The sequence below is a fragment of the Brucella anthropi genome, assembly GCF_046630315.1.
Lineage (GTDB): Bacteria > Pseudomonadota > Alphaproteobacteria > Rhizobiales > Rhizobiaceae > Brucella > Brucella anthropi_A.
Genome location: NZ_LQBD01000001.1, coordinates 85,053 through 104,588 on the forward strand (window position 1 = coordinate 85,053; position 19,536 = coordinate 104,588).

Below are 19,536 nucleotides of genomic sequence, written 5' to 3' on the forward strand. Positions count from 1 at the left end.
AACATTTGGCGTCGCAGAAATGCGATAAACTTTATGCAGCAGCGTGACGGTTGGCGGCGGAGTAGCGTCCGGTCACGAAATGCTCCAATTGCCGTTCGATATCGCCGAGAAGCGAGCTTGCGCCGATGCGGAACAAATCCGGTTCCAGCCAGCGAAGCCCAAGTTCTTCCTTCATCAGCGTCAGCCAGGCGAGCGCATCCTTGGCGGTCTTGAGCCCGCCCGCAGGCTTGAATCCGACGCTCTGGCCGGAAAGCTCGCCATAATCGCGCAGTGCCCGCACCATGGTCAGGCTCACGGGCAAGGTGGCGTTGACGTCTTCCTTGCCCGTCGAGGTCTTGATGAAATCGGAGCCTGCCTGCATCGCCACTATGGAGGCGCGATAAACATTGGTCAGCGTGTTGAGATCGCCGGTGGCGAGGATCGCCTTCATATGCGCTTCACCGCATGCTTCGCGCATGGCTGCAATCTCGTCATAAAGGGCCGACCAGTTCTGTGTCAGCACATGCTCGCGGGTGATTACAATGTCGATTTCATGCGCGCCTTGTTCCACCGCATAGGTGATTTCGGCCAGGCGGAGCGGCAGCGGGGTCAGCCCGGCGGGAAAGCCTGTCGCGACGGAGGCAACCGGAATGCCGGAGCCTTCAAGTGCCTTCACCGCATGGGAAACCATGGTCGGATAAACACAGACCGCACCAGTGGTGATGCCCGCGTCCGCGAGGCCCAGCGCCTCCAGAATATCCTCGCGCACTGGACGGCGCGCCTTGGCACAGAGCCTGCCCACGCGGCCCGCCGTATCATCGCCGGCGAGCGTCGTCAGGTCGATGCACTGGATGGCGCGGATGAGCCACGCGGCCTGATACTCCTTCTTCACCGAACGGCGGGCGCTGATCGTGGCGGCACGGCGCTCGGACGCGCTGCGGTTGACGGACACATCCTCAAACCATTCCGGCTTGAGCGGTGTCCCATTATTGCGGGGGAGGGCTTCGGTCATTTCATTGTCCGTTCATCGGTTCAGTTACGCTCGCGAGCGATCACGCACGCTCTATGGAAGGGTCGTGATCGCGGCAGAACGTTTCGAATTCTTCCCGACTGGCATAGGCTTTCTGGGTGCCGGGCCGGGTGATGGAATGGGCTGCATAAAGAGCCGCCTTGCGAAGCGAGGCTTCCACAGCGCCAGTTTCGGCATAAAAGCGGGCGAATGAGCCGATAAAGGCGTCGCCTGCGCCGGTCGTGTCCTTCGGCGTAACCTTGACGGGTGGAATGTTGACAATTTCGCTTGCGGTAATCATGCGCGCACCGCGCCCGCCAAGCGTAACGATGACGGTGCGGATGCCGCGCGCGATGAGCGAACGCGCTGCGGTGACGATTTCGTCGTCCGTGCCGGTCGGCAGGCCGGAGAGAATTGCCAGTTCGCTCTCGTTCGGCACGAGAAAAGTCACCTGCCGGATCAGCTCGGGATCGAGATCGGCAGCAGCAGGCGCAGGATTCAAAATGGTTTCGATGCCGTTTTCAGCCGCAAAAGCGATGGTGTGATAGACGGTCTCGACCGGCACTTCCATCTGCATCAGAATGAGGCCGCATGCTTTCAGATCGTCGGCCGCCTTGTCGACTTCGGCGGGCACAAGATCGGCATTGGCGCCCTTGACGATCAGGATCGAGTTTTCGCCGGACGGTTCGACGAAGATGGGGGCGACGCCGCTCGACTTGCCGGGAACCTTGCGCACATGGCGCGTATCGACGCCGAACTCGTTCAGGTTGCGGATGGTATTGTCCGCGAAAATATCGTCGCCCACCCGCGTGACCATCATCACATCCGCGCCAAGGCGCGCGGCAGCTACCGCCTGATTGGCGCCCTTGCCGCCGCAGCCGATTTCAAATGTCGGGGCTTCCAGCGTTTCGCCGGGGCCGGGCATGCGGTTCACATAGGTGATGAGGTCCACCATATTGGAGCCGACCACTCCGATCTTTCTGGTCATGAGAGCTTCCTTTGAAATGTCAGAGTGCCTTGATCGTGGCTTCAAATTCTTCAGCGGCGGTTGTATCGAGATAGCCGACACGCACGGGGAAAACGGCGCGCTCACCCGATGCCAGCACCTGCACATTGTTCTTGGCTTTTTCGGCCAGATAGCCTTCCGGCTCGCAGGTCGATGGCAGTGCGAAGGCCGCAACCTGCGCGTCTCCGTTCACAAGAATCCAGCGCACGGTCTTGGGGAAGATGTCGGTCGGGTAGGAAATGCCGAAACCGTCGCCCTCGGGAAGCTGCATCATCAGATGCGTGTTGCCTTCGGCATCTTTTGGCAGGCCGCGAATATAGAAGACCTGCTCGGGATCGTAGCGCTCCGGCTCGTCCAGCACTTCCATCGCGGCCGGGTCGGCGGCCAGTTCATCGATCAGCGACAGGTAATCGTCGTTGGGCGTAACATGGCCCGGAACGGCGGTGCGCACCTGCACGTGATCCGGCGTATAGGGCACCGGCTGCACGATCCGCGCGCCTTCCGCGTAGGCGAAATTGACGTGGCACATATACATCAGCTCCATAGGGGCGGATGAAAGGTTCTCCACGTTCATGGTGATGTCGAACAGCGTTTCGTCGGCATGAAGCCGCACGCTTGGCCGTGCCAGATAATGCGCGCCGAAGCCCATCACATATTCATATTCGCCGGTGATTTCGACAAAGGCGCCGCGTTCGTCGTGGCCAAACAGAAGACCGGCCTTGTCCATTTTCTCGCAGGCCATTTCGCCATGCAGAAGATGATTGTCCTGTGGCGAAGGACAGCCATTGCGCAGGATGCCGCTGTGGAATGCAAAGCAGCCATAGGTCTCGACGATGGTGGTTGCCGGGCGCGGCATGGAGAAGCTGTTGCCCATGGTAAGGTCCACACCGTCAAACTCCGCGCCCCAGATCATCTGGCCCATGAAGGGCAGCACGATGATGTTGCCGCGTTCATTCTCGACCAGCAGCGCCTCGATGCCGCTTGGATAACGAAAGGCGGTGACGCTGAGACCATAGGTGTTGGCGATGACATGCGGCTGTTCGACAAAATCCTGACGGCGAAGATGAAACTCGATGTCTTGCATAAGGGATCACCTGCCCTGATTGCGCGATGCGTTGATCGCGATGACGAGAATGAGGAAAGCGCCCCAGATGAAATCGATGAGGTGGTTGGAGAACCGCATCATCTGGAAGCCGGAGGAAAGCAGCATCAGAGCGATCAGCGCGATGGCGATGCCCAGCACACGGCCCTTTCCGCCTGCCGGATTGGTGCCGCCGAGAACGGCGATCAGAACGGCTTGCAGCAGATAGGATGCGCCATAGTCTGACTTGGCGGCGTTGGTGCGGCCCGAGAGGATGATCCCGGCTATGGAGGCGAGCACGCCGGTCAGCATGTAGGAATAGAGGATCATGCGCTCCTTGCGGATACCGGCAAAGACGGCCGCGCGCGGATTGGTGCCGATCAGCATGAGATTGATGCCGAGTGTCGTGCGTGTCAGGAGAATTGCCACGACGATGCACACCGCGATGAAAAGCAGGAAAGGCGTGGCGATGCCGAACAGCTTGCCGTTACCGACCCAGTTCCACGCATCGGGAAAGCCAACGATGGCAGGCCCGCCGGTCAGAACCAGGGCAAGCCCCATCAGCACCTGTCCGGTGCCGAGCGTCGCGAGGATCGGCGTGATGCGCAGCCGGGCGATCAGAAGGCCGTTGACCAGCCCGGACACAAGCCCGACCAACAGAGCGAGCAATATGCCGATGATGGTGTAGAACAGCATTCCCGAGCCGGAAGCTTGTGCCGCCTGCACCATGGAGGAATGGAAATAAACCCCGGCCACGATGCCCGCCAGATTGGCGATACCAACCACGGAAAGGTCGATGCCGCCCGTCAGCATGGCAATCATCATGGCGATGGAGAGGATGCCAAGCTCCGGCATGATGTAGCTGATGGATTCGAAGTTGTAGTAGCGCAGGAACTTGTCCGGATTCATCCAGGTCATCAGCGCGAAGACCAGCATGGTGATGACGATGAGCTGGATGATATTGTTGTCTCCGCCAAGGATGCGGCGCATGTCGAATGACTGTTTCATGTCGCTTGTCTCCTCAGGCTATGCTTTTGCGGTCGCGCCAAGCGGTGATGGCGGTAGCGACGATGATGATGAGGCCAACGACGACGCGCTGCCATGTGGTGTCCACCTTCATGATGATGAGCGAGTTCTTGACCATGACGAGCATGAAGACACCCATCAACGTGCCGAGAACCGTGCCGCGCCCGCCGAAGATGGATGCGCCACCCAGAACCACGGCTGCGATCACGTCCAGTTCCAGCCCGACGAAATCGCGCGGATTGGCAAGCCAGATCATGGAGGAATGCAGAAGACCAGCAAAGCCTGCGAGCGCTCCGGCCACGCAATAGACGAAGAAGATCGTGCGGCGGGTATTGAAGCCGACGCGCTTTGCCGCTTCCGGTGAGCCGCCATAGGCATAAACGCTGCGCCCGATCATCGTATGGTTGAGGATGAGGTGGATCAGCAGCGCCAGCGCCAGATAGACGACGAACATCGCGGTCAGGCCGAAAGCCGTGCCGGAGGCCGATGTCAGCGAGATCACATCGGTCTTGCCGAACTCGATCAGTTCCTTCGGCATCTTGTTGATGTTGACGATGCTGGTGCCGACAAGGCCCAGCACCAGCCCGCGCACGATGGAGCCGGTTCCGAGCGTCACGATCAGCGGGATCATCTTGAAGCGATGGATGATGAAGCCGTTGAAAGCGCCAAGCAGCAGGCCGATCAGCGTTGCCGCCACAAACGGAATGAACACGCCGTCATAGCCGAGATAGACCATGGCGCGGACGGTCAGATACATGGCTGCGATGGCAAAGGCTGTGAAGGAAACATCGATGCCGCCGGAAATCATCACCAGCAGAACGCCGAGCGCCATGATACCGATCACGACGTTGGAGCGCAGAAGGCCGAAGATGTTGTCCAGCGACCAGAAAGCCGGATTGATGAGGCCGATAATGACCATCGCCGCGAACAGAACGCAGGCAATGATGAATTCGGTACTGCGGAAAAACTTCATGTGCCGGTTCCTCAATTCAGCGTCTTGAGCCGGTCGTTGACGGCATCTTCGGTCATGGTTTCACCGGAAAGCTCATCGACGAAACGTCCGCGATGCATCACCAGCACACGATTGCAGTTCTGCACCAGTTCGGGCACATCGTCGGAGATCATCAGGACCGCCAGCCCTTCATCGCGCGCGAGCTTGCGGATGATGTTGTGGATCTGCGCCTTGGAGCCGACATCGACGCCGACCGTCGGCCCGTTGAGGATCAGCACTTTCGCGCCGGTCAAAAGCCAGCGGGCCAGCACCACACGTTGCGCGTTGCCGCCTGAGAGGTGGTTGACCGGCGTATGCGGGCCGGGGGCGACGATATGCATTGCGGAAAACATGTCGCGGGTGGTGGCATCGGCTTGTCCGCGGTCGATGAAGAGACCGCGCACGAATTTCTCGATCGAGGTGACGATGATATTCCGCTCGATCGATTGCGTCAGGAACAGACCTTCCGTCAGACGGTCTTCCGGCACATAGGCGACGCCGCAGGCAATCCCTTCCTGCACGGTTTTCGGGTGGACCTGCTTGCCGTCGATATGCACGGTGCCGGTGAAATCCGGCTTCATGCCGAAGAGCGCCAGCGCCAGTTCCGTGCGACCGGAGCCAATCAGTCCGGATATGCCGACGATCTCGCCCGCATGGAGCGTGAGGCTGGCATTTTCCACCGAGCCCGGAACAGAAAGGTCCTTGATTTCGAGCGTCGGACGGGCCGAAGCGCCTTCGCGCGGGGTCCAGTGATAATGGTCCGATGTGAGTTCCTGGCCGGTCATGGCGCGGGTGATCGATGGCTCGTCGAAATCGGAAATCGGGCCTTCGGCGACCTTCTTGCCATTGCGGAAGACGGTCAGCCTTTCGCTGATTTCCAGCATCTCGCGCATCTTGTGGCTGACGAAGAGCACGGCAATGCCCTGCGCCTGGATATCGCGCACGATCTTGAACAGCGCATCGACCTCATGCCGCGTCAGCGCGGTGGTCGGTTCGTCCATGATGATGAGGCGGGCGTCAGCCATGACGGCGCGCGCAATCGCCACGATCTGCTTGCCCGATGTGGGCAGGCTGTCCACATCCGCGTCGAGGTCGATGCTGACGCCAAGCCGGTCCAGCGCCTTCTGTGCCAGTTCGCGCACGCGCTTCCAGTCGACGCCCTTGCGGCCTTCGATGAGAAAAGTATTGATGGCCAGATTTTCGGCAACGGTCAGGTTCCCGAACAGCGAGAAATCCTGATAGATCACCTGAATGCCGTGATGAACCGACTTGACGGGATCGAGCTTGCCGACAGGTTTGCCGTCGATCAGTATCTCGCCGTCTTCCGGCGTGTAGACGCCCGACATGACCTTGATGATGGTGGATTTGCCGGAGCCGTTCTCGCCTGCCAGACAGTGGATCTCGCCGGGCTTGATGGCAAAGGAAACATCGTCCAGCGCCCTGACGCCACCGAAGCGTTTTCCGATATGGCGCAGTTCGATCAGGTTTTCACTCATGAGGGGCCTCGTGCAAGGCTGGAATGCGATTTGCAGGATGGGAGGGGCCTGACGCTCCTCCCATCCGACCTCCATGGAAATCAGAAGTCGTACTTATCCATGTTTTCCTTGGTCACGCCGACCCAGCCGGCACCATAGAGCAGGTTCGGTTTGGCGGCGTCCGGTGCCAGCAGGCTTTCATAGCCCGGCAGGCCCAGGTTGAGACCGGCCTTGATCTGATCGTTCTTCTTCTCAAGCGCGGCGACGGCCAGCATGTTCATGGCATAGCCTGCAACGGCAGGGTCCCAGAACTGGATATACTGGATATCGTCGTTCTTGAGATATTCGCCAGCCACCGAAACGAGGCCCGTGCCTGCGAAGAAGACCTTGCCCTTGAGGCCGCCTTCGGCGATCAGGCGTCCGGCACCGGCAGAAGTCGGCATCGGTGCGCCGAGAATGCCCTTGATGTCCGGATAGGCGGTCATTGCTTCCTTGAGCTTGTTATAGTCGGTGTTGGCGTCGTCATAGGTTTCGAGACGGCCAGTCGCCTCTTCCATTTCCGGAAAGTTGGCCTTCTGGTATTCGATGGCGCCGTCAATCCATTCCATCTGCGACTTGGAGGTCAGGCCGCCGACTGTGGCGATATACTTGCCCTTGCCGCCCATCGACTTGCCGAGTTCCTTCATGAGGTTGGCGCCATAGGCCTTGTTGTCGAAGGCTTCGATGTCGTAATCGACATTCTGGATATTGGATGCTTCGTGGCTGATGACGACGATGCCCCGGTCGCGCGCCTTCTTCAGAACCGGCTCCACTGCTTCGACTGAGAACGGCACAATAGCGATGGCGTCAACGCCCTGTGCAATCAGGTTCTCGACGATCTGCACCTGTGCCGCGGCATCCGCCTGGCTCGGGCCGACCATCCAGACGTCATTGCCGGTGTCGGCCTTGAACTGGTCGACGCCGTCGCGCATACGGTCGAACCAGGCAATGCCATCCACCTTCACGACGGTCGCGATGGTGTATTTCTTGTCATTGGCAGTGGTGATGAGTTCCTTGTTGACCTTCGACGTGTCAACGACGCCCTCCGCAAAAGCGTTGGGAACGGCAACGGACATGGCAATCGCCACGGATGCTAGAAATTTTTTCACCGGTGTTTCCTCCCTGGGAATTCTTTGCCGTCTGCCCTTGATGGCCCAGACAGGCACAACTGTCGTTACGCTGACGCGCCCTGGAACGATGGGGCGCGTCAGCGTTCTCCTCCATGCCCGGCTTCCCGGCCGGGCGAAAATGCAATCTGTTTTCCCGCCAGTCTGACGTTTCCCGGTCTGCTGGCCGAAGAACGGAATTCTGTTCGGCGCGTGCAAAACCCTGTTGTCATCTCCTCCCAACAATGCGAATTATAATGTTACAATCCGATCATTATGTTTGGATCGTTTCACATTTATGTTTGGCCTGTCAAGATCGGATGATCGCAATTGCGTGAAATGTGACGGACCTATAAACGGGTGAGCGAACCGCGAAGAATGGGGAAAGCGTGAGCAGGATCAGCCGGAAAGAAGAGCGCATGGCCGAACTGGCAGCGCTGGTCGATGAAGTCGGGGTGCTTCGCCTGCGTGATGCGGCAGCGCGTCTGGGTGTTTCGGAAATGACGATCCGCCGCGATATCGGCGGTGATGGCGGCATGCTCAATTGTTTGGGTGGTTACATTATCCCCAATCAGGACGGATCGAACGGCGATTATGTCTTCGATTTCGAAAAAGACAGCCATGCCAACGCCAAAGCACAGGCTTGTACGGCGGCGGCGGCATTGATCGAACCCTACGACACTGTTTTCATGGACTGCGGCACCACCATGCCGCACCTTGCCCACCGCATACCGCAGAACCAGCATGTCACGGTGGTCTGCTATGCGCTCAATATCGCGGAAATCCTGTCGCAGCGCGGCGATGTGCGCCTCATCGTCCTGGGCGGGCTCTATCACCCGGAAGCGGCGTCGTTTTCGGGGGATGAGGGGATTGAGGTTCTGAAGCGCGTCAACATCAACAAGGCTTTTCTGTCGGCTGGCGGCGTCGATGAGCAACACGGCGTCACCTGTTCGCACTTCCATGAAGTGCCGATCAAGCAGATGGCCATGCGCCGCGCCGTCGAAAAACACCTTGTCATTGACAGGAGCAAGTACGGCAAGGTTCGCGCTGCGCGTTTTGCAGACATATCTGACTTTACGTCGATTGTCTCAGGCTGAGGGCGGGCGATTTTGCCCGCTTGTCAATCTGCGTAAATTCGCTCTTCCAGCGGCGTGGAAGCGATCAATCCTTTCAGTCCGGTTAGCATAGCCTTTTCAGCCTTGTTGAGATTGGTTTCCGGATTGTGGATCAGAAAAACATCGATTGCCGGAGGATTTTCATAAGGCGGCAGACGCCAGAGAAGTCCGTCATCGATCTCGCGTCGCGCCACATGCAGCGGAAGCGGGCCGATGCCAAGACCGGTGATAATCATGCGGCGCACTTCTTCAAGGCTCGATGAGGTGCCGACAACATCCGGCGAAAGCCGCGCTTCGCTTCGCAGCAGGGCCACGGGGCGCAGCGCGTCGGCAATATGGTCGGTCTGGAACGATACCGATGGTTCTCCCTTCAGATCGGCGAGCGTCAGCCCGGACTGGCCGAACATCCGGTGGCGGGGGCCGCAGAAAAAGCCGAAGAACTCACGATAGACCATGGTGTAATCCAGCGCGGGATCGCGATTGCTCACCAGCCCCAGACCGAACGAAGCGCGCTTCTCCCGCACCAGCCGGGCGACTTCGGTGCTGGCGGATACGTTGATCGTCAGGGTCGCGCGGGGATGCTGTTCGTGAAAGAGCGCAAGCGCCTGATCGAAGATCGGCGAGATAATGTGGCTGGCGACCGATATGGTGACATGGCCGGTCACATCGTCCCCCACCCCGCGCACCAGTTGCGGCAATTGCGAAATGGTGCCGAAGACTTCGATGCTCTGTTCATAGAGCAGTTTGCCAACTTCGGTCAGTTCAAAATGGGTGGCGTCACGCTCCACCAGCCGTTGGCCGATGCGGTCTTCCAGACGGCGCAGCGCATTGCTCACGCTCGGCTGTTTGAGGTTGAGGCGTTCGGCGGCGCGGGTGATGCTTTTCACCTCCGCGATCACCACGAAACTGCGCAGCAGGTTCCAGTCCAGATCCCAGACAAGGCGCTCGGGACGATGCAGCGACATGATTTATCCATTCACAAAATCTATGCAATCCATTTCCATTATCTATTTGCGAAATGCATCCATAAAAGCAATCATGAATATTGAGGGGCAGAAACAAGCCTCAAGAAAACAAACAAGAGGAAGACGGGAACAGCATGTTTAACAAATTCACGGGTTTCATTGCCGCTGCCGCAATTGCCGCCACCGCAGTCTTTGCGGTTGCGCCCGCACAAGCGGACGACCTTGAAAAAATCAAGGCATCGGGAGAATTGAAAATCGCCATGAGCGGCCAGTACCCGCCGTTCAATTTCGTCAACGAGAAGAACGAGGTCGTGGGCTTCGATGCGTCCATCGGTTCGGCGATTGCCGAGCGCATGCAGTTGAAGCCGCAGCTCATCACCACGGCCTGGGATGGTATCGTCGCGGGTCTTCGTGCAGGCAAGTTCGATACGGTCGTCGGCTCCATGACCATCACGCCGGAGCGCGAGAAGGCGGTGGATTTCGTCGGACCCTATTATCACGCGGGCCGCGCGGTTTTCGTGAAGGAAGATTCCGCCGTTCAGAAGCTCGACGATCTCAAGGGCAAGACGCTGGGCGTGACGCTTGGCGAAACCCATGAGAAATGGGCGCGGGAGCAGGGCGGCTGGACCATTCGCACCTATAAGGGCTTGCCGGAACTGATGCTCGAACTGAATTCGGGCCGTGTCGATGCCATCGTTGTCGACAACATCCCGGTCATGGTGGCGATCAAGGAAACCGGGCAGAAGGTCCGCAAGCTCGATACGCCGGATATTGAAGGCGGCAGCGTCGCCATCGGCATTGCCATCCGCAAGAACAATCCTGAGCTGAAGGCAGCCATGCAGAAGGCTCTCGACGAGATCATGGCTGACGGCACCTACGAGAAAATCTCGATGGAATGGGTCGGCAGCGACATTCGCTGATCTGTCGTCATCCCGGCCCGGCCTATGTCCGGGCCGGTTGAGAACCGATTGACCGGAGTTTTCCGATGGATTTTGCGTTGATGCAGCGCGTCCTCCCGTTTTTTCTGGAGGCGGCATGGGTAACTGTGCAAATTTCCGCACTGGCCCTGATCCTTGGCCTTGCAGTGGCAGCATTCCTTGTGGCGGCGCGCCTGTCGCGCTCCCCCATTCTACGCGGGTTGGCGGCTGCCTATGTCAGCGTCTTTCGCGGCACGCCTTGCCTTGTCCAGCTCTTCATTCTCTATTTCGGCGGCCCGCAGATCGGCATCAATCTGGAGCCGTTTGCCGCGGGCGTCATCGGGCTCGGACTGAATATCGGCGCCTATATGTCGGAATCGATCCGCGGCGCGATCCAGAGCGTGGATCGCGGCCAGACTGAAGCCGCGCGCTCCATCGGCTTCGGGCGCGGCCAGACCATGCGGCTCGTGGTTCTGCCGCAGGCGGCTCGCTTGATGATCCGCCCGCTCGGCGTCAACGCCATCGCCCTTTTGAAAGGCTCGGCGTTGGTCTCCACCATTTCGGTGGTCGAGCTGACCTATACCGCGCAACGCTTCATTGGTTCGACCTACAAGCCCTTCGAGATTTTCGGCGTCGCCGCCATTCTCTATATGATCATCATCTATGTCGTGGCGCGCGGGGTCGATCTTCTCGACAAGCGCTTCGCGGCGCAGTGAGGGGGACCGGATGCAGGCTCTCGATTTCAGCATCGTCACCCCTTACACCGATCTTCTTCTGACCGGTCTTTGGTGGACGCTGGTTCTGACCGTTGCTTCGGCCTTTTTTAGTTTCGTGCTCGGCATCGCATTTGCATTGGTGGTGCTTTATGCGCCCGCATTCCTCGCATGGCCGGTCCGGTTCTTCATGTGGCTGTTCATGGGCACGCCGCTTCTGCTACAACTATTCCTGATCTATTTCGGGCTGGTGCAGGTCGGCATCGATATTCCGGCCCTTGACGCGGGCATCATCGGCCTCAGCCTGCATTTCGCGGTCTATAATGCGGATATCATCCGCGCAGGCATTGTGGCTGTCGATCCGGGACAGATGGAAGGTGCCCGTTCCATCGGTTTCAGCCACGGTCAGGCCTTGCGCTATGTCGTCATTCCGCAGGCGATCCGCAACACGATCCCGCCCATCGGCAACAACATGATCGTTCTTCTGAAGGATACGTCGCTGGTTTCGATCATTGGCATTGCGGAACTGGTGCATAGCGCCCAGCTTGCCATCAGCGAAACCTTCAGCCCGTTTGAATTCTATATCACCGTCGCGGCCATCTATTACGTGGTCAATCTCGTGCTTGAGGCAGGCCTGCGGCGCATTGAAAGAAAAGTGGAGGTCACGCGATGAGCAGCTCCAAATCTGCAAAACCGATGGTCGAGGTGAAGGGCGCCCGCAAGGCTTACGGCGCGCTGGAAGTGCTGAAAGGCATTGACCTTGCCGTGGCGCGCGGCCAGATCGTTGCGATCATCGGTCCGAGCGGCTCCGGCAAGAGCACGCTTCTGCGGTCGATCAATCATCTGGAAACGCTGAATGGCGGCGAAGTCTGGCTCGATGGCGTGCAGGTCAACCAGCCTCTAACTGGGCAGGCCTTTGAAAAGCACATCAATGCGGTGCGCCAGCAGATGGGCATGGTGTTCCAGCACTTCAACCTGTTCCCGCATCTGACTGTGCTGGAAAACATCACGCTCGGCCCGATCAAGCTGAAAGGCATGGCAAAGGACGCGGCCCGCACTCTGGCGCTGGAGCTTTTGTCGAAGGTGGGGCTTGCCGACAAGATCGACGTCTACCCCTCGCGCCTTTCGGGCGGGCAGAAGCAGCGTGTCGCCATTGCACGTGCGCTCGCCATGCAGCCGAAAGTGATGCTGTTTGACGAGGCAACCTCGGCGCTCGATCCAGAACTGGTGGATGAGGTCAACGCCGTCATGAAGCAGCTTGCCGCCGAACATATGACGATGCTGATCGTCACGCATGAGATGCGTTTTGCGGGCGAGGTCGCCGACCGCATCCTGTTCATGGATGGCGGCGTGGTGGTGGAAGAGGGACCGCCGGACCAGATACTCAGCAACCCGGTACAGGAGCGTACCCGCTCCTTCCTCAAAAAATATCTGGCTGCCTGAGGTGCCGGCATGAACGAGAGAACCGCTAGCGATTTTCCCGATTTCGGGCTGACCTCGGCGCAGCGGCGCGAGGCTGTCCTCGGCCATTATTACGAATATCCCGGCATGGATGGGCCGCGTGGCGAAATCTGGTGCTACACCGACGCCTATTCCTATCTGCCGGGCGCGACGGTTCATTTGCAGGTGAGCGCCACCGCCTCGCGTTTCGATATCGAGATCGTGCGGGACGGTGCTGTGGAAACACCGGTCTTCTCCAAGCGCGGGATAGATTGCAAATGGCAGGAAACACCGGCGCAATGTTCGGTTGTCGGCTGCGGATGGGAAACGACGTTTGCCTTCAGGACGGATGAGAACTGGCCTTCCGGCGCGTATCGCATCACGCTGAAGGCGCATGGCAATGACGGAGAGCCCATCCATTGCCATCACCTGTTCATCCTGCGTCCTGCGGCGGGAAAAAAGCCCGGTCGTATCCTGCAAGTCGCGGCAACCGGCACATGGACCGCCTATAATACATGGGGCGGTTCCAACCATTATCAGGGCATCACTGGGCCGAATGGCGATCAATATGCGACGACGGTGAGCATCGAGCGCCCGTTCTGCCGCGGCTTTGTCGTCCTGCCGTCCGATGCGCCGCGCGTCCCGCTGGAAATTGTGACGCCACCAGCCAGCCCCCCGCGCTATCCGCATATGGAATGGGCCTATGCCAATGGCTATTCCAAGAAATATGTCTCTTCCGGCTGGGCAAGCTATGACAGCCTGTTTTTCCGCTGGGCCGAGCGGGAAGGCTATGCGGTCGATCTCGCCAGCCAGCACGAATTGCATTTCTCGCCGGAAATCCTCGACGGTTATGATTGCGTGGTTTTTGTCGGTCACGACGAATACTGGACATGGGAAATGCGCGATGCCATCGACAATTATGTCGATGGCGGCGGTCGTGCGGCGCGTTTTGCCGGCAATTTCATGTGGCAGACCCGGCTGGAGGACAATGGCAAGCGGCAGACCTGCTACAAATATCGTGCCCGCGCCGAAGACCCGGTCTATCGCTCCGCCGATCCGCGCCGCACCAGCGGCTGCTGGGAAGCGGCGGAAACCGGACGGCCTGCCGCCGAAACCTTCGGCCTCAACGCATTGCGCGGGCTTTATGTCGGCTGGGGCGGTTGCGCCCCGCGCGGCGTGCGCGGTTTCCCGGTCTATCGCCCCGAACACTGGGCCTTTGCTGGCACCGGCATCTATTATGGCGATCTTCTGGGCTCGGAAGGCCATGCCTTCGGTTACGAAGTCGATGGGCTCGACTATGTGATCCGGGGCGGATTGCCGGAGCCGGAAGAAGGCAGCGGCGCGCCTGATGGATTGCAGATTCTGGCGCTCGGCATGTCGTCTCTCAAGGAAGAGAGCGCCGATATTCCAGCCGACGACCAGTTTCTTTCCGATGCCGATGCAAAATTCGTGGCCGATACGCTGATCGGCAATGATGGAGATGCAGCCGTGGAGCGCATCAAGCGCGGCTGCGGTATGATCGTCAATTTCCCGCGCGGCAAAGGCGAGGTCTTCCACGCCGGAAGCTGCGAATGGGTGGCGGCCCTCAAGCGCGGCGACCGCATGGTCGAGCGTGTGACCGCCAATGTTCTCAACCAATATCTCAAGCGCTGACAGAGTAACGCCATGCTCAACACAAAAGCACAGAATGAACGCCCGGCATCGCATCTTTTCTACCAGTCGCGCCTGCGCAGGCCGCTGGTGGATCGCGCCGAGGGCATCTACATCTGGGATCAGGACGGACGCCGCGTCATCGACGGATCGAGCGGCGCGATGGTGGTCAATATCGGCCATGGCAATCGCAACGTGCTCGATGCCATGAAAGAGCAGATGGACCGCGTCACCTTCGCCTATCGCCTGCATTTCGAGAATGAACCGGCTGAAGATCTGGCACGCATGGCCGCCGAGCGGATGCCGGAAGGTCTGGACAAGATATTCTTTGTTTCCGGCGGTTCGGAAGCGGTCGAATCCTGCATCAAGCTTGCGCGCCAATGGGCAGTCGCCACCGGGCAGGGCAAGCGCTGGAAAGTGATCTCGCGTTTTCCGTCCTATCATGGCGGCACGCTTGGCGCGCTCGCCGTCACCGGCTATGCGGCCTTGAGCGAGCCTTTCGCGCCCATCATGCGTGAAATGCCGAAAGTTCCGGCACCGACCGCCTATCTCGACCGCGACAATCTTTCGATGGAACAGCGCGGCCAGAAATATGCCGACATGCTGGAGGAAAAAATTCAGGAAGAAGGCCCGGACAGCGTGCTGGCCTTCATCATGGAGCCGATCGGTGGGGCGTCCACCGGCGCGCTGGTCGCACCCGACAGCTATTTTCCGCGCATCCGAGAAATCTGCGACCGTTATGGCATCCTGCTGATCCACGACGAGGTGATGAGCGGCGCCGGGCGTACAGGCAAGTTTCTCGGCGGCGACCACTGGAACTGCAAGCCCGACCTGATTGCGCTTTCCAAGGGCTTTGCCTCCGGCTATTGCCCGCTTGGCGCGATGGCGGCGCCGGGGCGCATCGTGCAGCCGGTTCTGGATGCGGGCGGCTTCCTGCATGGCTTCACTTATGCCGGTAATCCGCTGGCCTGCGCTGCGGGCAAGGCCGTGCTGCAGGAGATTGATCGGCTTGATCTGGTTGGCAATGCCGCCCGGATGGGCGATACGCTGAAAGGCGAGCTGGAAGGACTGGCAAAACGCTTCCCCTTCATCGGCGATGTGCGCGGCAAGGGTCTGCTGCTGGCAGCGGAATTTGTGTCCGATCCTGAAACCATGAAGCCCTTGCCGAAGGAGTTGAACGCCCATCAGCGCATGGTCGATCTCGCCTATGAGCGCGGGCTCATCATCTATTCGCGCCGCACGCGCGGCGGTGTTGAAGGCGACCACTTCCTTGTCTGCCCGCCTATGATCGTGAGCCGCGAGCAGGTCGGCGAGATCACCGCCATCCTTGGCGATACGCTGGAGGTTCTTGCGCGTGAACTCAAACTGCCTGTCAACGCGTAAGGAAATCGGATCATGACCGACAAGAAGAAGACGCATCGCAAGGTGATTGTCACCTGCGCGGTGACTGGCTCCGTCCATACGCCCTCCATGTCACCGTATCTGCCGGTAACGCCGGACGAGATTGCAAGCGAAGCCATTGCGGCGGCGGAAGCGGGCGCATCCATCCTGCATCTTCACGCCCGCGATCCGCATGACGGCAGGCCGTCCGCCAATCCGGATCTGTTCATGCAGTTCCTGCCGCGCATCAAGCAATCGACATCTGCCGTGGTGAATATTTCCACCGGCGGCTCATCGCTGATGACTTTGGAAGACCGGCTGGCCGCGCCGCTCCGGGCTGAGCCGGAAATGTGTTCGCTCAATATGGGCTCGATGAATTTCGCGCTGTTCCCGGCACTCGACAAGCCGCGTGAATGGAAACATGCGTGGGAGCCGGAACTGCTGGAAGCCACGCGCCATTCGATCTTCAAGAACACTTTTGCGGATATGGAAGGCATTCTGACCAGTCTCGGGCAGGGCTGCGGCACGCGCTTCGAGTTCGAATGCTACGATGTCGGCCATCTCTATTCGCTGGCGCATTTCCGCGACCGGGGGCTGGTGTCCGGTCATCTGTTCATCCAGTTCGTCTTCGGCGTGCTGGGCGGCATCGGGGCAGACCCTGACAATCTCATGCATATGAAGCGGACCGCCGACAAGCTGTTCGGGGACGATTATTCCTTCTCCGTGCTGGCCGCGGGGCGGCACCAGATTCCGATGATCACCATGGCGGCAGCCATGGGCGGCAATGTGCGTGTGGGGCTGGAAGACAGCCTTTACGACGGGCGCGGCCAGCTTGCCAAAAGCAATGCCGATCAGGTGCGGCGCATTCGCGGCATCCTTGATGGCCTGTCGCTGGAGGTTGCCACGCCCGAAGAGGCGCGTGAATATCTGGGCCTCAAAGGTGGAGACAGGGTGAAGTTCTGATGCCGCAAATCGTGATGGACAATAAGGCAGGCATCGTGGTCCGGCTGGCGGAACTTGCCGATGCCGAACAGATTCACGCAGCAATCCGCATCATGGGCGAAGGGCTAGGCGCTGCTGACAGGATTTCCAGCACCGTCGAGGATTTTCGTCGCTATGGTTTTGGCCCCCATGCGGCATTCACCAGCCTGATCGCTGAGGTGGACGGGGCATTCGCCGGGCTTGCCCTGTTTTTCCCCATCTTCTCGACATGGTTCGGCAAACCTGGCGTCTATGTGCAGGACCTCTATGTGGATGAAGCCTTTCGCGGCAGGGGGATCGGCGAGTTGCTCTTGCGCCATGTCGCCTCCTGGTCGATGGCGCGGGGCGGCGTCTATCTGCGGCTGGCCGTGGACCGGGACAATATTGCCGCGCAGAGATTTTATGAGCGGTTGGGCATCGGCTGGATCGAGACCGACCGCGATCATGGCGCCTATGGCGATGACTTCGAGCGCTTGGCGCATATCAATCAAATATGGGAGCAGTCATGAAAGCCTTTTACGCCGTCGAGCAGAAGCGTCACGACCCGAAAGCCTTTCTTTCCAGCGGCGCGCCGCAGCCAAACCCTGAACAACCGGAACGCATCGAGCGCCTGCTCGCCGGTGCGAAGGCCGCAGGCTGCGCGATCATTCGTCCGCGCAATCATGGCCTTGGCCCGATTGCAGCCGTGCATACGCCGGAATATCTGGAATTCCTGCAGCATATCTATGCCCGCTGGCGGCGCATTGAGGAGGCGCCGGAAGAGGTGATCCCGAATATCCATCCGCTGGCGCGCGATGGCCGTTACCCGGCGTCCGCTGTCGGGCAGGTCGGCTACCACATGGCTGACACGGCTTGCCCGATTGCCGAGCATACATGGGAAAGCGTGTGCTGGAGTGCCTGGAGCGCGGTTGATGCCGCCGATGCCGTGCTGGGCGGTGAGGTCGCGGCCTATGCGCTCTGCCGCCCGCCGGGGCATCATGCCTTTGCCGATGTGGCGGGCGGTTTCTGCTTCGTCAACAATTCGGCGGTCGCGGCAGAGCGCCTGCGCTCGAAAGCCGGGCGCGTGGCGATCCTCGATGTCGATCTTCATCACGGCAATGGAACGCAGGGCATTTTCTACGCTCGCCCCGACGTGCTGACCGTCTCGATCCATGCCGATCCCGTGCGTTTTTATCCATTCTTCTGGGGCCATGCCGACGAGCGCGGTGAAGGCGCAGGGCTTGGCTACAATCTCAACCTGCCGCTACCGCGCAAATCCGGCGATGCCCAATTTCTTTCGGCGCTCGCTACGGCGCTGCGCCGCATCGAAGCCTTCGCGCCGGATGCGATTGTTGTGGCGCTTGGCCTCGATCCGTTCGAAGGCGATCCGTTCGGCGGATTGTCGGTCACCACAGGCGGTTTCGGACATATTGCAGAAGCCATCGCAAAGCTTCAGCTGCCGACCGTCATCGTGCAGGAAGGCGGCTATCTGTGCGATGCACTGGGCGATAATCTCACAGCCTTTCTCGGTGGCTATCAGTCGGTGGTGCGATGAGCGGTCTTGTTACCTTTGTCGGCGTCGCGCATCCGTGGATGTGCGATGTCATGGGACACATGAATGTCCGGCATTATGCGGGAATGTTCGACGATGCGAGCTTTCAGTTACTTGGCCACATTGCCGGGAAAATTCCCGATGACGGCTTCGGCTGGGCAGATGTGCGCGCGACAACCGAATACAAGCAGGAAGTGCCCGCCGGGGACTTGCTGACGATCCGTTCGCAGGTGCTGAAAGTCGGTCGCTCGTCAATCACCTATCGCCAGATGATGATGGGTTCGCTCGACGGGAAACCGCGCGCAATCAACGAGACGACTGCTGTTTGTTTCGACAAGATCGCGCGGTGTTCAGCCGAACTTGCACCCGATATGCGCGTCAGGGCGGAAAGGCTGCTTACAGATCATCCGGCCTGCTGACATGAAAAATGCAGCACGCTTTTCGTGCAGTCGCAATCAAGGTCGCGCAACAGGCCATCCTTGAGGCCATACATCCATCCATGCACGGTGATGTCCTTGTTCTGCTTCCACGCCGATTGCAGAACCGGCGTGCGCGACAGGCTCTCCACCTGCGCGGCGACATTCAGTTCGCAAAGCCGGTTCAGGCGTTCCTCGGGGTCGGAAAAACCGTTCAGCTCCTGTGCATTGGCCTGCGCGATATCGCGAACCGGCTGCAGCCAGTTGTCGATGATGCCATGGCCATATCCGGCCATCGCCGCCCGCACGCCGCCGCATCCATAATGGCCGCAGACGATGATATGCTTGATCTCCAGCACCGCGACCGCAAACTCCAGCACCGACAGCAGGTTGAGATCAGCGCGGTGGATCAGGTTGGCGACATTGCGGTGCACGAAGACATCGCCCGGCTGCAATCCGGTGACGACATTGGCCGGAACGCGGCTGTCCGAACATCCGATCCAGAGATATTCCGGACGCTGCGCGGACGAAAGCCTGTTGAAATAATCAGGGTCTTCCGCGCGTTTTTCCGCTGCCCATTGCCGGTTATGTTCGAAAAGGTCTGATATCATGAGCCCGTCTCATCAAAGCGTGTCGTGTTTCAAGATATTCATAGGACACGCTTTGAATGGTTGTTTCCAAGCATGCCTTATCCCGAAGCCGGCCCCCACTTTTGG

At 59.5% G+C, this 19,536-nt stretch carries 20 protein-coding genes; 11 read left to right on the top strand and 9 right to left on the bottom strand.

The window, feature by feature from the left end; all coding sequences use genetic code 11:
* Positions 1-31: 31 nt before the first annotated feature.
* The 7 genes from deoC to AVM02_RS00385 form a co-directional block, all read right to left on the bottom strand.
* Positions 32-991 (bottom strand): deoxyribose-phosphate aldolase, encoded by a 960-nt coding sequence (deoC, locus tag AVM02_RS00355; protein WP_411505037.1) that lies wholly within the window; start codon positions 989-991, stop codon positions 32-34.
* 40 nt (positions 992-1,031) lie between these two features.
* Positions 1,032-1,976, bottom strand: coding sequence for a ribokinase (gene rbsK, locus AVM02_RS00360; protein WP_411505038.1), 945 nt, complete (start codon positions 1,974-1,976; stop codon positions 1,032-1,034).
* 19 nt (positions 1,977-1,995) lie between these two features.
* Positions 1,996-3,078, bottom strand: coding sequence for an aldose 1-epimerase family protein (locus tag AVM02_RS00365; protein ID WP_411505039.1), 1,083 nt, complete (start codon positions 3,076-3,078; stop codon positions 1,996-1,998).
* Positions 3,079-3,084: 6 nt separating this feature from the next.
* Positions 3,085-4,083 (bottom strand): ABC transporter permease, encoded by a 999-nt coding sequence (locus tag AVM02_RS00370; RefSeq protein ID WP_411505040.1) that lies wholly within the window; start codon positions 4,081-4,083, stop codon positions 3,085-3,087.
* Between the two features lie 13 nt (positions 4,084-4,096).
* A complete protein-coding gene (locus tag AVM02_RS00375) occupies positions 4,097-5,074 on the bottom strand; it encodes an ABC transporter permease (RefSeq protein ID WP_122000741.1) in 978 nt (325 codons plus the stop codon).
* 11 nt (positions 5,075-5,085) lie between these two features.
* Positions 5,086-6,588, bottom strand: a complete 1,503-nt coding sequence (locus AVM02_RS00380; protein WP_411505041.1) for a sugar ABC transporter ATP-binding protein — start codon at positions 6,586-6,588, stop codon at positions 5,086-5,088.
* An 80-nt stretch (positions 6,589-6,668) separates the two neighbouring features.
* Positions 6,669-7,715 (bottom strand): autoinducer 2 ABC transporter substrate-binding protein, encoded by a 1,047-nt coding sequence (locus AVM02_RS00385; protein WP_411505042.1) that lies wholly within the window; start codon positions 7,713-7,715, stop codon positions 6,669-6,671.
* A gap of 386 nt (positions 7,716-8,101) precedes the next feature.
* Here AVM02_RS00385 and AVM02_RS00390 point away from each other — a divergent pair, with 386 nt between their 5' ends.
* Positions 8,102-8,809, top strand: coding sequence for a DeoR/GlpR family DNA-binding transcription regulator (locus AVM02_RS00390; protein WP_411505043.1), 708 nt, complete (start codon positions 8,102-8,104; stop codon positions 8,807-8,809).
* A 23-nt stretch (positions 8,810-8,832) separates the two neighbouring features.
* On the opposite strand, the gene AVM02_RS00395 is transcribed toward AVM02_RS00390, so the two are convergent.
* Entirely contained in the window at positions 8,833-9,792 is a 960-nt protein-coding gene (locus AVM02_RS00395) for a LysR family transcriptional regulator (RefSeq protein WP_411505044.1), read from the bottom strand.
* A 134-nt stretch (positions 9,793-9,926) separates the two neighbouring features.
* On the opposite strand from AVM02_RS00395, the gene AVM02_RS00400 reads away from it, so the two are divergent.
* From AVM02_RS00400 to AVM02_RS00445, 10 genes are all read left to right on the top strand, one after another.
* On the top strand, positions 9,927-10,712 hold the full coding sequence (locus tag AVM02_RS00400; protein ID WP_011982597.1) for an ABC transporter substrate-binding protein: 786 nt from the start codon (positions 9,927-9,929) through the stop codon (positions 10,710-10,712).
* 65 nt (positions 10,713-10,777) lie between these two features.
* Positions 10,778-11,425: an amino acid ABC transporter permease gene (locus AVM02_RS00405; protein ID WP_411505045.1), complete on the top strand. Its 648-nt coding sequence runs from the start codon at positions 10,778-10,780 to the stop codon at positions 11,423-11,425.
* Positions 11,426-11,435: 10 nt separating this feature from the next.
* On the top strand, positions 11,436-12,095 hold the full coding sequence (locus tag AVM02_RS00410; protein WP_411505046.1) for an amino acid ABC transporter permease: 660 nt from the start codon (positions 11,436-11,438) through the stop codon (positions 12,093-12,095).
* A gap of 23 nt (positions 12,096-12,118) precedes the next feature.
* The gene (locus tag AVM02_RS00415; protein ID WP_411505292.1) at positions 12,119-12,865 is read left to right on the top strand and encodes an amino acid ABC transporter ATP-binding protein; all 747 of its coding nucleotides are present in this window, start codon (positions 12,119-12,121) and stop codon (positions 12,863-12,865) included.
* Between the two features lie 9 nt (positions 12,866-12,874).
* Entirely contained in the window at positions 12,875-14,515 is a 1,641-nt protein-coding gene (locus AVM02_RS00420; RefSeq protein WP_411505047.1) for a N,N-dimethylformamidase beta subunit family domain-containing protein, read from the top strand.
* A 12-nt stretch (positions 14,516-14,527) separates the two neighbouring features.
* Entirely contained in the window at positions 14,528-15,895 is a 1,368-nt protein-coding gene (locus tag AVM02_RS00425) for an aspartate aminotransferase family protein (protein ID WP_411505048.1), read from the top strand.
* Positions 15,896-15,907: 12 nt separating this feature from the next.
* A complete protein-coding gene (locus AVM02_RS00430; RefSeq protein ID WP_411505049.1) occupies positions 15,908-16,855 on the top strand; it encodes a 3-keto-5-aminohexanoate cleavage protein in 948 nt (315 codons plus the stop codon).
* Positions 16,855-17,382, top strand: a complete 528-nt coding sequence (locus AVM02_RS00435) for an N-acetyltransferase family protein (RefSeq protein WP_411505050.1) — start codon at positions 16,855-16,857, stop codon at positions 17,380-17,382. The genes AVM02_RS00430 and AVM02_RS00435 overlap by 1 nt, the downstream gene beginning before the upstream one ends.
* Positions 17,379-18,407 carry a histone deacetylase family protein gene (locus AVM02_RS00440; RefSeq protein ID WP_411505051.1) on the top strand — a complete coding sequence of 343 codons (1,029 nt, stop codon included), beginning with the start codon at positions 17,379-17,381 and terminating at the stop codon, positions 18,405-18,407. The genes AVM02_RS00435 and AVM02_RS00440 overlap by 4 nt, the downstream gene beginning before the upstream one ends.
* A complete protein-coding gene (locus tag AVM02_RS00445) occupies positions 18,404-18,823 on the top strand; it encodes an acyl-CoA thioesterase (RefSeq protein ID WP_411505052.1) in 420 nt (139 codons plus the stop codon). Before AVM02_RS00440 ends, AVM02_RS00445 begins: the two co-directional genes overlap by 4 nt.
* Here the strand turns inward: AVM02_RS00445 and can are convergent.
* Positions 18,808-19,431, bottom strand: a complete 624-nt coding sequence (gene can, locus AVM02_RS00450; protein WP_411505053.1) for a carbonate dehydratase — start codon at positions 19,429-19,431, stop codon at positions 18,808-18,810. The two genes, AVM02_RS00445 and can, sit on opposite strands and share 16 nt — an antisense overlap.
* Positions 19,432-19,536: the final 105 nt, after the last annotated feature.